Origin of the sequence: Coprobacter secundus subsp. similis, assembly GCF_015097275.1 — a bacterium.
GTDB lineage: Bacteria > Bacteroidota > Bacteroidia > Bacteroidales > Coprobacteraceae > Coprobacter > Coprobacter secundus.
Window position 1 is genome coordinate 3,336,874 of record NZ_AP023322.1, and the last position, 13,946, is coordinate 3,350,819.

The following is a 13,946-nucleotide window of genomic DNA, read 5'->3' on the forward strand; positions in this document are numbered from 1 at the left end:
TTGATATATTTGAAGTATGAAATAAATCACAAATATAGGAACATAATATGAATGTATCGAAGAAGGTAGCTATAAAAATAACAAAAAAGGCTGTATTTCTATTTTAGAGAGTTTTTGATTAAAATATGTAAATAGTCCGGGCTCTTTTAAACCTTTCCTTTAAATTCAAGTCAAAACATGAAATTTTTATTTATGCACCGCAATAAGTTATTGCTATTATTTTTTCTTATAAGTTTTATTGATATGGTTGCTCAAACCTCAAATAAAAAAGGGGGGCTTTGGGGAATTGTAAAAGACACAGAGGAGGAGATTCCTTTAGAACAAGTGTCAGTAAGACTTTTGGCTGCCAAAGACAGTGCATTGGTATCTTTTGCCACAAGCGATTCAATAGGGAAATTTAGAATCCGGAATTTGAATCCGGGGAGATATATCGTTTCTTTGTCGTTTTTGGGATATGAAGCTGTGTATAAAAATGTGAGTATTACATCACAAAATCGGTGGGTTAATCTAGGAACAGTGACCATGAATCCTTCTGGTATTTTATTAAAAGAAGCAGTTATAGTTGGGAAAGTTCCGGAAATTGTAACGAAAGAGGATACAATCGAATATAATGCAGATTCTTATAAGACGAGGCCTAATGCTGTTGTAGAAGATTTGTTGAAAAAATTACCCGGGGTTGAGGTAGATTCAGATGGTAAAATTACAGCTGGGGGAAAAGAAATAAAAAAGATTCTGGTAGACGGTAAAGAATTTTTTACCAATGACCCTAAAGTTGCATCTAAAAATCTGCCCGTAGATATTGTAGATAAACTTCAAGTGATCGATAGAAAATCAGATCTTGCTCGGTTGACTGGAGTTGACGACGGAGAGGACGAAAAAGTCATTAATCTGACGATAAAAAAAGGGATGAAAAAGGGCTGGTTTGGTTCGGCAGAAGGAGGTTACGGGACGCAAAACCGATATCTGTTTAATGGAATGCTGAACCGGATGGTAAATGAAAGTCAATTTTCTCTTTTAACGAATGGGAATAATACCAATAATATGGGCGTTGGGGATTTTGGTTCGGGTCGATATTCGGGAGGATTTGGCGGAGCAGGAGGAGGAATCAACACATCTTGGTTTGCCGGAACAAATTTTAATGCTGGGAAAAGTGATAAGTTTAGGGTCGGAGGTGATGTATCGTTAGCTTTTTCTGATCAAGATTCCTGGAATAAAAGCCAGCGACAAAATCTTTTTGCAGATAGTACTTCTTATGATAACTCTGAGCAGAGAAATAGAACAAAAAGCCATAATTTGGGGGTGAATTTCCGAATGCATTGGGAGTTGGATAGTTTGTCTACAATAGAATTTATGCCTAACTTCAGTTATAATAAATCTTCATATCATGCATCTAATGAGTCTGCAACATTGGCAGGAAATGCAGAACGGGATAGTGTCAATAGCACGTTAGGGCGAACTTCGGGCGATGGACATTCTTTTCAGGCCAGTGGACGTTTGACAGTTAATCGTAAATTTAAGCGCAAAAAAGGTCGTCAGCTCAGTATTAATTTTGGATATGATATCAATCGGACAGATGAGGACGGTATGAATTATAGTATCAATAACCTGTATCGGTTAGGCCGTAAAGATACTGTAGACCAGACTACACAAAATAAAGTTTGGGGAGGGACTTATCGAGCTACAGTGTCTTATATAGAACCAATATTTAAAAGTAGTTTTTTGACGTTTTCGTATGAATATAAATATAATTTTAATAATGCAGACCGTTTTGCTTATGATTTGATGAATGAAGCTAAAATTGACTCTGCATATAGCAATAGTTTCCGTAACACTTTTCAATCTCAGCGGGCAGGAGTTAATTTTAAAACAGTAAAAGAAAAATATATATATAGTATAGGTGTGAATGTTGATCCGTCTCGGTCAGAATCTGAGAATTTGATAGATACGGCACGGACGGTTCCTTCTCGGACGGTTGTGAATGTGTCGCCTAATTTGTTTTTTATATATCGAATGAATAAACGGAACAATTTGCGATTCGATTATCGTGGCCGTACTCGGCAACCCTCAATTAGTCAGTTGCAACCGGTATCCAACATAACAGATCCACTACGAATTAGGACTGGTAATCCAAATCTTTCTCCTTCATATGAGAATAATATGCAACTTCGCTTCAATTCTTTTAAACCTGAAACTCAGCAATCTATAATGGCTTATATGAGTGGGGGATTTACGACAAATAGTATTGTAAATAAAACAACTTATAACTCAGAGACTGGAGGGCAGACGACAATGCCGGTAAATGTAAATGGAGTCTGGAATATGAGTGCTTCATTTATGTATAATACTCCATTGAGAAATAAAAAATTTCAAATAAATAGTTTTACTAATTTAGGGTATAACAATAATATAGGTTTTGTGACCTTAAAAAAGGATGGGGATAGCCAGCGAAATGTATCCAGGACTTTTAATGTACGCGAGAGTGCAGGGATTACATATCGTTCTGACTGGTTTGATATAGGTTTGAGAGGTAATTATTATTATTCGCGTACGGGAAATTCCCTGCCGGGGCAGAATTCACAGGATATTATGACGTACGGAGGAAGTTTTGATGGGAGTTTGCATCTGCCATGCAGCATAGATATTGGAACTAATTTTGATTATTCTGGGAATAAGGGATATTCGAGTGGATATGATAAGAACCAGATGCTATGGAATGCACAAGCTTCTTGGCAATTTTTGAAAGGGAAAAATGCAACTCTCATGTTTAAAATATATGATATATTACAACAAAGAAGCAGTATTTCTCGAAGTGTGACAGGCAATTATATTCAAGACATGGAATATAATACGCTGACTAGTTATTGCATGTTGCAGTTTTCGTATCGTTTCAATGCAATGGGCGGAAAACGTAATTCTGATGTGAAGCAAGATAGCAGGCCTAATAGACATAAAGAAGGGTATCGTATGGGGCCTCCACCTGGGGGAAGTGGCCGTGGGTATAAGATAAGGTATTAGTGTATATTTTCAAAACTGGCGAAAATTGATTTTAGGAATATAGGAGGAATGTAGGTTATCAAGATAATCTTTGAAATCGTTAGGAATTAAGTTCTCTTATATCAAAAACTTGACGTATGGTCGCAATATTTGTTATATCGTATTATAATTTGTATGCCGATTTGAGCGATATGGCAGTAAAACAAAGAAAGAATAAAACGGGAGAACATTTGAATAAAAGTCTCTTTTGTTATATCTTTACTTCATAATATAGAATTTATGGGAAAGACAATCGCATATAATCCACTCAGTTATCCTTTGTATGTCATGGCTAAGCCGGTGGGAGCATTGTGCAATCTGGATTGCAGCTATTGTTACTATCTTGAAAAAGAAGAATTGTATCGGGAGCGAAAGACGAATCGGATGACAGAGGATTTGTTGGAAAAATTTACAGATGAGTATATACATTCACAGACGACTCCTGAAGTTCTTTTTACTTGGCATGGAGGAGAGACTTTATTAAGGGGGATAGATTTTTACAAAAAAGCGATTTTATATCAAAAAAAGTATGCAGGAGGTCGTCTTGTCGCAAATTCGATTCAGACCAACGGTATATTGTTGAATGATGAATGGTGTCGTTTTTTCAAAGACAATAATTTTTTGGTCGGTATATCCATTGATGGCCCGGAACACATACATGACCGTTATCGTAAAGATAAAGGTGGAAGAGGGACGTTCTCTCGAGTAATGAGAGGAATAGAATTGTTGCAAAAACATAATGTGGAGTTTAATACCTTGTCGGTAATTAATGACTATAATGTGCATTACCCGGTAGAAACATATCGTTTCTTTAAGGAGATAGGAAGTCATTATATGCAGTTTTCTCCGGTCGTAGAGCGCTGGGGTGACCGAGATGACGGGCTGGAACTTTTGCCTCCCGATGAGGTCGAAAATACAGAAATGCCCCCTTGGTGTGTAAAGGCCGAAGATTTTGGGCAGTTTTATTGTGATATTTTTGACGAGTGGGTTATACAAGATGTTGGACAATACTATGTCCAGATGTTTGATGCTACTCTCGCTGGGATGGTAGGTCAGGCTCCGGGTGTTTGTATCTTTGGCCGGACATGTGGTCATGCAGCTGCGATGGAGCATAATGGGGATGTATATGCTTGTGACCATTTCGTTTTTCCTGAATATAGATTGGGAAATATAAAAACAGATACGTTAGTTTCGATGATGTTGTCGGAGCGTCAGATTCGATTTGGCAACGCAAAGCGGGATATGCTTCCCCGCCAATGCCGGGAATGTCCTTATCTGAATCTTTGCAATGGAGAATGTCCTAAAAATAGGATTATCTGTACATCCGATGGAGAACCGGGATTGAATTATTTGTGTGTTGGCCTACGGAAATATTATGAACATGTATGGCCCTATATGGAATTTATGGCAGCCGAATTGGATAATGAGCGACCTCCTGCCAATGTAATGCAATATGCTCGAGAACGGAGACAAATTCGTTGATATTATTTGTTTATATTTTGCATATGGCATAACTTTATTTAATTTTGGCGCGTTAAACATCGGCTTATTATGGGAATATTTGAGATTTTTTTATTGGCTGTCGGGTTATCGATGGACAGTTTTGCTGTGTCGTTAACAAGCGGGGTCATATTGAAGCCGTTTAGGTGGACGAAAGTAGTAAAGATTGCAACATTCCTAGCCGTTTTTCAGGGAGCCATGCCTCTCTTGGGCTGGTGGTTAGGTCGAGGTTTTCAACAATATATACAAGATTATGACCATTGGGTTGCTTTCGTCCTTTTACTTATTTTAGGAAGTAAAATGATTGTCGAAGGTCGTCCGAAAAAAGATGAAACTTGTCCGTGTTGTTTTGACCCGTCTAAAACCCGGACATTGCTTGGTCTTTCTGTTGCTACCAGTATCGATGCTCTTGCTGTTGGTATTTCATTCGCTTTTTTGAAAGTGGATATGTGTCTGCCCACAGTTATTATTACAGGGACAACATTCACGTTTTCGGTATTAGCATTGAATATCGGTAGATACTTTGGACGAAAATTGAAAACCGGTGCCGAAATATTCGGGGGTATCATACTTATACTTATTGGAGTAAAAATATTAATAGAACATCTGTGTGCTTAATAGAAATATAGCATTATGCGAATAAATGGAAAAGGATATATTGCCAGTGTAATATTTTTAGTGGTTTTTGCTGTTGTCTCTTTATGGAAAGTAAAAGGCAATCAAATACTTTATCAACATAATGAGGGGCTTATATTCGGAACGGTATACCATATAACTTACCAGTATTCCGAAGATTTACAATCGGAAATAAATGCATTATTGAAACGTTTTGATAAATCTTTGTCTCCTTTTAATGAAGAATCTATTATTGCTGCAATTAATAGGAATGATACGACGGTAAGAGTAGATGAATATTTTAAGACGGTTTTTAATCGTTCAAAGGAGATTTATGTGGCTTCGGAGGGTGCATTCGATCCAACGGTATCGCCTTTAATAAATGTATGGGGTTTTGGGTTCAGTAAAGCAGATGATATAACGCCTTTTAAGATAGATAGTCTTTTGCAGATGGTAGGTATGGACAAGATTTCTCTTTTAAATGGAAAAGTTATCAAGAAGGACAGAAGAATGACATTGAACTTTTCTGCTATTGCTAAAGGGTACTCTTGTGATATTGTTGCTGATTTTTTAGACTCAAAAGGAATTGAAAATTATATAGTGGAGATTGGTGGTGAAATTGTTGCAAAAGGGAAGAATGAAAAAGGCAAATGTTGGCAGGTAGGTATAGATAAACCTATATTAAATACTGCAGGAGTAACGAATGAAATAGAATGTATAGCTTCACTTTGTAATGGAGCAATGGCTACATCAGGCAATTATCGCAATTTTAGATATGTAGATGGAAAGCGCGTCGCTCATACGATAGATCCGGTCAGTGGTTACCCTGTACAGCATAATTTGTTGAGTGTCACAGTTATTGCGGATGATTGCATGACAGCTGATGCTTATGCTACGGCATTTATGGTGTTGGGTGTGGATAAAAGTTTGGAATTAGCAAAAAAAACGCCCCATATAGAGGCGCTTTTTATTTGTTCTGCCGGTGCTGATTCTACAGCAAATGCTATTGTTGTAACACCCGGAATGAAAAAGTATCTTAACTAAAAGATATTTTTTATATTATCTAATTGTTACTTGTGTGGCTCCATATCCGTATTCTCGGAATGAAGCATCTTGGTAGTCATAATGCTTGTACTTATTCTTTAATTCGGTCAGTATGGCTTTTCGTAATACACCGTCTCCTTTTCCATGTATAAAAATAATTTTTTGTCCTTTTGCATTTTTATAATTTTCGAGAACTTCTCTGAATTTATCAAGCTGGTAATTTAGAATATCCGAGTTGCTCATACCGGTAGTAGAATCGAGTAATTCGTGTATATGTAAATCTACTTCTACCGGCTCATTGTTACGATGATGTTTTTTATTGACAGCTTGTTTTTGATGGGTATCGATGTCTTTTTTACTTTTGATGGCTGCTTCTATCTCGGCTCCATTAAGTTCGAATCGACGTTCAGGAACATCATTTTTTACGATGTTCAGTATAAGGGCATTTTCATCGAAATAATCATTTTCCCGGAAACTATGTAGCTTGTAAAATTTAACTGTATCTAATTTATGTTCTACTGAGGCTGTATTTTTTAGTTGGAACGGTTTATCTTTTTTGAATGCTACATATTGTATACAAATGCGTTCTAAATCATTTAAATCCTCCTTCCCGAATTCTTCGATATGAATTTGTATATTGGGTTCTACAATTCCAGAATAGCGAGTATTCCATCCTGATTCTGTTTTATTCAAATATGTGAAGAATATGTAGTAGTTACTATCATTTACCAAATAAGTATCGAATTTGCCATTTTGTAAATTTTTTGCATTTTCAGGGAGAAAAGCCAATACTAAATTTATTCTGTCTCCTTCTTCTGTTTCTATAATAGAAAGCTTGTTATCATCATCGTTTTCTGAAATATCATTTGGCTGAATTTTACTGAAATTTTGAGAGACTTTTATCTCTTTTGTTACAGGTGATGAGCTTTTATCTTTTGCAGATTCTATAATTACGCATTCGTGTATTAATATCGGAGTTTCGAAGCCATCTTCTTCTTCAACATATGCGATATCTTTATTTATTTTAACAACAGTTCCTCCTCCGACAGAATTGAGGAATCTAACTTTATCTCCTACTTTTACCATAGCATTATTTATTTATTCGCAAAGTTGCTTAAATTTGTACAGATATTCAAATAGATTATGCAAAAAACTCAAGATATACGAATTGAAGATTTTAATTACCCGTTACCTGACGAACGAATAGCTAAATTCCCTTTATCAAAGCGGGATACATCTAAATTATTATTGTATCGTAATGGGAAGATATCTCAGACGATTTTTCATAATTTGCCTCAAATTTTGCCGGAAGGAAGTTTACTTGTGTTTAACAACACTCGAGTTATTCAGGCACGTTTGCATTTCAGGAAAAAAACGGGAGCTCTGATAGAAATATTTTGTCTCGAACCTCTTTTACCACATGATTATGCTTTGGCATTCCAGTCTAAAGGACATTGTACATGGGTATGTATGGTTGGTAATCTGAAAAAGTGGAAAGAAGAGACTCTGTATCGCGATTTGGATTTTAACGGGACATGTGTAAGGTTGTCGGCGACTAAAAAGAATGTGCATGGAAATGCTTTTGAGATAGAGTTTTTCTGGGATAATTTGGAGTTGACTTTTGATACTATTTTAGAGAAAATAGGGGAGTTGCCTATTCCTCCTTATTTGAATCGGGCCACAGAAGAAAGTGATAAAGAGACCTACCAGACAGTATATGCCAAAGTAGAGGGGTCTGTTGCTGCTCCAACGGCTGGTCTCCATTTTACACCGGAAGTTCTTTCAGAGCTAAAAAATAATGGAGTTCCTTTGTTAGAACTTACACTACATGTTGGTGCTGGTACATTTAAGCCAGTAAAGAGTGAAACGATAGAAGGACATGAGATGCATACAGAATTTATTTCGGTGGATATATCCTTGATAGAACAACTGGCTAGAACGACGCGGAAGATTATTGCTGTTGGAACGACTTCGGTACGTACCTTGGAAAGTCTCTATTATATTGGTCGAACATTAGAGTATCATCCGGAAATTTCACCTGAAGAGTTGCATGTTGCTCAATGGCAGCCATATAATGGCGAAATAGAAATTGAACCCAGGAAAGCGTTGGAAAATATTGTAGAATATTTACATAAGCATTGTTCCAATCGTTTAGTGACTTCGACTCAAATTATCATTGCACCAGGATATACATTTAAAATCGTACAAGGAATTATAACCAATTTTCATCAACCTAAAAGTACATTATTACTATTGGTATCCGCTTTTGTAGACGGTCATTGGAGAGAAATATATGATTATGCACTGGCGAATAATTTTCGCTTTCTGAGTTATGGAGACAGCTCTTTATTGTTGCCTTAAAAGCGTTAAAAGGTTCGATTTGGACAATAATAAGCAATAAAAATCGTATATAGTAGAAGAAATGCTGTTTCCAGAATGAAGGAACATTTTTTATATCTGTTATTTTTATTAGGAGTGTTGTCATCTTGTGGCAATGCTAAGCTCAGTACGGCCGACGCCCAATTTGCACGAGGAGAATTTTTTGATGCAGCAGCTACTTATCGTAAGGTTTATGCTAAAACATCTCCGAGAAAGGAGAGAGCTTTGCGGGGAAAAATTGCATATAAAATGGCTACATGCTATCGTAGGATGAATGCGGCTCCGAGAGCAACAGGCGCATATCAAAATGCAATACGGTATCATTATAAGGATAGTATGGCATATTTTTATTTGGCCCGGAGTTTTCAAATGCAAGGAAAATACAAAGATGCCATTAAAAATTATAATTTATTTCTTGAGCGTAAGCCGGGAGATATGTTGGCTAAAAATGGAATCAGGGGATGTGAAATGGCTGTTGACTGGAAAAAAAATCCGACACGTTATGTCGTAAAGCGAGCTGATTTGTTCAATTCGAGGCGTAGTGACTGTTGTCCGATGTTTTTGGGGAAGGATTATGACCAGTTGTACTTTACATCCAGTACAGAGAAAGCTACCGGAACTCGGAAGAGTGAAATTACAGGTACTAAGAATAATGATATTTTCTTTTCGAAAAAAGATGAAAAAGGAGCTTGGACAAAGCCTCAGATTATTGAAGGTGAGTTGAATAGTGAACTGGATGAAGGTATAATAAGTTTCAGTCCTGACGGCACGCTTATGTATTTGACAAAAGCTCCGCGTGAGCCAAATGCCGATACGTCTGTAGAAATTTATACATCTTCACGTTCCGGAGCCAAATGGGGCACTCCACAGAAACTAGAAATAACAGGAGATACCATATCGGTATTTGCACATCCGGCAGTTTCGCCGGATGGAAATTATCTTTATTTTACATCTGATATGCCTGGAGGACAGGGAGGAAAAGATATATGGCGTATAGCATTGAATGAAAAAGGAGAAGGTACGTTGGAGAATATGGGACCTCAGATTAATACTCCGGGGGATGAGATGTTTCCGTATATTCGAGATAATGGCGTATTGTATTTTGCTTCAGATGGGCATCCGGGTATGGGAGGATTGGACTTGTTTAAAGCTTCACAGAATGAATATGGTGTGTGGAAAATAGAGAATTTGCAAGCTCCTATTAATTCTATGTCAGATGATTTTGGTATTACTTTTGGACAGGGAGAAAGTGGTTTTTTTTCATCCAATCGAAATGATGCGCGTGGTTATGATCATATATATAGTTTTGAATTACCTCAAATAGAAGTGTGGATTGAGGGGGGAGTATTTGATTGGGACGAAGAACCTATTCCTGATGCAGTTATCAGAATTGTTGGTAAAGACGGGACCAATCAGAAGGCAATTTCACGAAAAGACGGAAGTTATAAGTTTAAGCTTGATTTGGGAACAGAATATGTAATGATGGCTGGATGCCGTGGTTTTCTGAATAGTAAATATGAGCTGATAACTAGCAATGAAGAGAAAAATGAAGTTTATAGAGCAGATTTTATATTAGCATCGCTGACTAAGCCGGTATTGATTGAAAATATTTTTTATGATTTTGATCGTGCAACTTTACGCCCCGAGTCTACTAAGGCGTTGGATGAATTGATAAAGTTACTGAATGACAATCCAAATGTGACAATTGAGTTGGCTGCGCATACCGATATGAAAGGGGCTGATTCGTACAACCTCCGTTTGTCCGAAAGGCGGGCTCAGTCAGTGGTTGATTATTTAATCAAAGGTGGTATAAAAGCTGACCGCCTGACTCCGAAGGGATATGGAGAGAGCCGACCCAAAACAATTACGAAAAAAATTGCAAAACAATATCCTTTCTTTAAAGAAGGAGATATCTTGACAGAAGAGTATATATTGGCATTGCCGGAAGAGCAGCAGGAAGTTGCAAATCAGATTAATCGTCGTACAGAGTTTCAAGTCTTAAAAACGACTTATGATTTGTTCTAAATAGTTATTTTGATAGTTTCAAAATGACACTAAAATATTTGAATATGTAGAATTTTGCTTTTTGCATTGAATATTTTGTAGTTAGTATTGTAAGATGTTAGAAGTTTTATTGTATATTTGCAAAACGAAAACAAACAACTAAAAACAATACAAGACCCATGAATCAAGTTTCAGAACGTCTGGCAAGTCTGTCACCTTCCCAGACATTGGCTATGTCTCAGAAAAGTAATGAGTTAAAGGCTCAAGGTATTGATGTTATTAATTTAAGTGTGGGAGAACCCGATTTTAATACTCCCGATCACATTAAAGAGGCGGCTAAGAAAGCAATAGATGATAATTTTTCATTTTATTCTCCTGTTCCAGGTTACATGGATTTGAGAAAGGCAATCTGTGCCAAATTAAAAAATGAAAATCAGCTTGATTTTGCTCCGGAACAGATTGTTGTGTCAGGTGGGGCTAAACAGTCTATTTGTAATGCCGTATTGAGTTTAGTTAATGCTGGTGATGAAGTTATTGTTCCAGCTCCCTATTGGGTTAGCTATGTAGAAATGGTTAAGTTGGCTGAGGGTAAGAATGTCATTGTTTCTGCTGGTATTGAGCAAGATTTTAAGATTACTCCAGCACAACTTGAGGCCGCTATAACCCCTAAGACAAAGTTGTTGATTCTCTGTTCTCCATCTAATCCTACAGGTAGTGTCTATTCTAAGGACGAGCTGAAAGGATTGGCGGATGTATTAGTAAAATATCCTCAGGTTTTGGTACTTGCTGATGAAATATATGAACATATCAATTATGTTGGAGGACACCAAAGTATAGCTCAATTTGAGGAAATACGAGATAGAGTGGTGATTATAAATGGTGTTTCGAAAGGTTATGCAATGACCGGATGGCGAATAGGATTTATTGCTGCTCCTCTTTGGATTGCTAAGGCATGTAATAAATTACAGAGCCAATATACGTCAGGGCCCTGTTCTATAGCACAAAAAGCTGCTACAGCTGCGTTCTCGGGCGATCAATCTTGTGTAGAAGAAATGCGCAAGGCATTCGAGCGTCGTCGCAATCTTGTTGTAGAATTGACAAAGGAAATTCCCGGGTTTAAAGTAAATAATCCTCAAGGTGCTTTTTATTTGTTTCCGGAAGTAAGTTATTACTTTGGTAAATCAGATGGTACACACGTAATTAAAACATCTGATGATTTAGCTATGTACTTGCTTGAGGATGCCCATGTGGCTACGGTAGGGGGAGATGCTTTTGGAGCACCGGATTGTTTGCGTTTTTCTTATGCTACTTCAGATGAAAATTTGAAAGAAGCACTTTGCCGTATAAAAGACTCGGTCGCAAAATTGAAATAAACCAGAGAGAAATTGGTTAGTTGGGGTTCTGTAAATAAATCAATTTACAGAACCTTTTTTATTTATGATATAATATATGGGATGAAGATAATACATCCGACTATAAGGGCCGCTATTGCTGTAAATAATACTGCCGCAGCTGCTAAATCTTTTACTTTTTTTATAATGGGATTTTGTTGGGGACTGACTAAATCACAAAGGGATTCGATTGCAGAATTAAAACTTTCTGCTGCTAAAACAATGCCACAAGCCAGAGCGATAGCTATCCATTCGTTGATAGAGATATTGAACCATATACCTGCAGCGATTACCAAAATAGTAACACAACTATGTATTCTTGCGTTGTGTTCATATCTGAAAAGTATTTTAATGCCGTTGAAGGCATATCCGAAACTCCGTACTCTTTTTTTTAAAGAAAAATATTCTTGCTTCATAGTCTTTTATTTGTAACAAATTTACAATAAAATATGGATGACTGTATGAATAAATAATCAATTAGAAATATAATTCTATTAGTGTATATAATACACATCTTTATAAAATCTTTATACCCTTGTCAAGAATACTTATATTTTACTTATAACATCTCTATTATATTTGCAATGTCCGGTAGATGAAAGGGCAATAAAGAGAAATTAAATAAAAGTATTGAGATATGGACGTAAATAACGTAACAGAGAAATTAATAGGAATGCAAAAAAGGTTGTTTAATTTTGCATATAGTTTGACAATGAATCGTGACGATGCTCAGGATTTGTTGCAATCAACGTCGTTGAAGGTCCTCAATAATCAAGAAAAATTTGTAAACAACGATAATTTTAGCGGATGGATATTTACTATAATGCGTAATATATTTATTAATGATTATCATAGCAGTTCAAATAAATATACAGTTTTTGATAATGAGGAAGGAACAATAATGAATCGGTATGCATCGAATCCGGGAGAAGAGACACCGGACTCTACTTATACAGTTAAAGAAATAAATCGGGTAATCAAGTCATTGGCTGAAGAATATCGTATTCCTTTCAGTTTGTATTTATCAGGATACAAATATCAAGAGATTGCAGATCGGATGAATTTGCCGATAGGTACTGTAAAGAGTCGTATTTATGCTTCTCGTCAGCAATTACAATCTCAGTTGAAGGATTATCACTATGATGCATGAATAATTTGAAGTAAAAAAGATTGGCAAACAGATGTATAGCGTTTGTTAACAGGTTAATTTTTAAGGTTTCCAAGTGGTAAAAAAAGGAATCGGGAGTTTTTTATGATAAAAACTCCCGATTCCTTTTTTATATTTCTCTGCAAAAGCGATAACCTATTCCTGATTCTGTGACTATGAAAGAAGGAAACGACGGATCGTCTTCTATTTTTTTTCTTAATTGGGCGATAAAAACTCGTAAATATTGAGGTTGGTCTTGATAAGGAACTCCCCATACTTCTTTTAATATATATTGATGTGTAAGTACCTTACCTGCATTCTGTGCCATGAGTGCAAGGATAGAAAATTCAGTAGAAGTCAACTTTAGTATGTCGTCATTTTTTTTAGCTAAGTGATTTGCCAAGTCAATAGATAAATTACCAAAGGTGAGGACAGACGATTGTTCTTGATTTGATTGGATAGAACGCTGGGCAGACCTGATACGGGCCAATAGTTCTCCGTTATGGAATGGCTTCGTTAAATAGTCATTGGCTCCTAAATCCAGAGATTTGATGATTTCTTCTTCATGGGTACGAGCTGATAAAATAATAATGGGGTTGGTATACCATTCTCGAAGTTGTTTTAGTACTTGTTGCCCATCTGTATCGGGCAGTCCCAAATCGAGGAGGATAGTAGAGGGTGCAAACATTGCCGCTGCAGCTAATCCTTCTTTTGCATTTGATGCAACGATGACTTTATAATTGTGCATTTCTAAAGTAATTGTGAGTAACTTTCTTATCTGCACTTCATCATCGATAATAAGTATAGATTTGTCGTTATTCATAACTTTGAAT

The 13,946-nt window shown here is 36.5% G+C and carries 11 protein-coding genes; 8 read left to right on the forward strand and 3 right to left on the reverse strand.

The annotated features are described in order from the left end of the window. The first annotated feature begins 177 nt into the window (after positions 1 to 177). The 4 genes from Cop2CBH44_RS13370 to Cop2CBH44_RS13385 all read left to right on the forward strand — a co-directional run bounded on the left by Cop2CBH44_RS13370 (position 178) and on the right by Cop2CBH44_RS13385 (position 6,192). On the forward strand, positions 178 to 3,015 hold the full coding sequence (locus tag Cop2CBH44_RS13370; protein ID WP_200754990.1) for an outer membrane beta-barrel protein: 2,838 nt from the start codon (positions 178 to 180) through the stop codon (positions 3,013 to 3,015). Positions 3,016 to 3,273: 258 nt separating this feature from the next. Then, positions 3,274 to 4,515 carry an anaerobic sulfatase-maturation protein gene (locus Cop2CBH44_RS13375; RefSeq protein ID WP_200754991.1) on the forward strand — a complete coding sequence of 414 codons (1,242 nt, stop codon included), beginning with the start codon at positions 3,274 to 3,276 and terminating at the stop codon, positions 4,513 to 4,515. Positions 4,516 to 4,584: 69 nt separating this feature from the next. Further along, positions 4,585 to 5,151, forward strand: a complete 567-nt coding sequence (locus Cop2CBH44_RS13380) for a manganese efflux pump MntP (RefSeq protein WP_200754992.1) — start codon at positions 4,585 to 4,587, stop codon at positions 5,149 to 5,151. Between the two features lie 15 nt (positions 5,152 to 5,166). Further along, the gene (locus tag Cop2CBH44_RS13385) at positions 5,167 to 6,192 is read left to right on the forward strand and encodes an FAD:protein FMN transferase (RefSeq protein ID WP_200754993.1); all 1,026 of its coding nucleotides are present in this window, start codon (positions 5,167 to 5,169) and stop codon (positions 6,190 to 6,192) included. A 15-nt stretch (positions 6,193 to 6,207) separates the two neighbouring features. Here Cop2CBH44_RS13385 and Cop2CBH44_RS13390 read toward each other — a convergent pair whose 3' ends face one another. Then, positions 6,208 to 7,278 (reverse strand): DUF2027 domain-containing protein, encoded by a 1,071-nt coding sequence (locus Cop2CBH44_RS13390; RefSeq protein ID WP_200754994.1) that lies wholly within the window; start codon positions 7,276 to 7,278, stop codon positions 6,208 to 6,210. A gap of 57 nt (positions 7,279 to 7,335) precedes the next feature. Between Cop2CBH44_RS13390 and Cop2CBH44_RS13395 the strand changes: the two genes are divergently transcribed. The 3 genes from Cop2CBH44_RS13395 (at position 7,336) to Cop2CBH44_RS13405 (ending at position 11,948) form a co-directional block, all read left to right on the forward strand. Further along, on the forward strand, positions 7,336 to 8,553 hold the full coding sequence (locus Cop2CBH44_RS13395) for an S-adenosylmethionine:tRNA ribosyltransferase-isomerase (protein ID WP_021929560.1): 1,218 nt from the start codon (positions 7,336 to 7,338) through the stop codon (positions 8,551 to 8,553). A gap of 75 nt (positions 8,554 to 8,628) precedes the next feature. Continuing rightward, on the forward strand, positions 8,629 to 10,596 hold the full coding sequence (gene porE, locus Cop2CBH44_RS13400) for a PorE family type IX secretion system protein (RefSeq protein WP_021929559.1): 1,968 nt from the start codon (positions 8,629 to 8,631) through the stop codon (positions 10,594 to 10,596). Between the two features lie 158 nt (positions 10,597 to 10,754). Then, positions 10,755 to 11,948: a pyridoxal phosphate-dependent aminotransferase gene (locus Cop2CBH44_RS13405; protein ID WP_200754995.1), complete on the forward strand. Its 1,194-nt coding sequence runs from the start codon at positions 10,755 to 10,757 to the stop codon at positions 11,946 to 11,948. 62 nt (positions 11,949 to 12,010) lie between these two features. On the opposite strand, the gene Cop2CBH44_RS13410 is transcribed toward Cop2CBH44_RS13405, so the two are convergent. After that, positions 12,011 to 12,382: a diacylglycerol kinase family protein gene (locus Cop2CBH44_RS13410; protein WP_200754996.1), complete on the reverse strand. Its 372-nt coding sequence runs from the start codon at positions 12,380 to 12,382 to the stop codon at positions 12,011 to 12,013. Positions 12,383 to 12,603: 221 nt separating this feature from the next. Here Cop2CBH44_RS13410 and Cop2CBH44_RS13415 point away from each other — a divergent pair, with 221 nt between their 5' ends. Continuing rightward, positions 12,604 to 13,116 carry an RNA polymerase sigma factor gene (locus Cop2CBH44_RS13415; protein ID WP_200754997.1) on the forward strand — a complete coding sequence of 171 codons (513 nt, stop codon included), beginning with the start codon at positions 12,604 to 12,606 and terminating at the stop codon, positions 13,114 to 13,116. Between the two features lie 127 nt (positions 13,117 to 13,243). On the opposite strand, the gene Cop2CBH44_RS13420 is transcribed toward Cop2CBH44_RS13415, so the two are convergent. After that, positions 13,244 to 13,936: a response regulator gene (locus Cop2CBH44_RS13420; RefSeq protein ID WP_044224561.1), complete on the reverse strand. Its 693-nt coding sequence runs from the start codon at positions 13,934 to 13,936 to the stop codon at positions 13,244 to 13,246. Between the last annotated feature and the right edge of the window lie 10 nt (positions 13,937 to 13,946).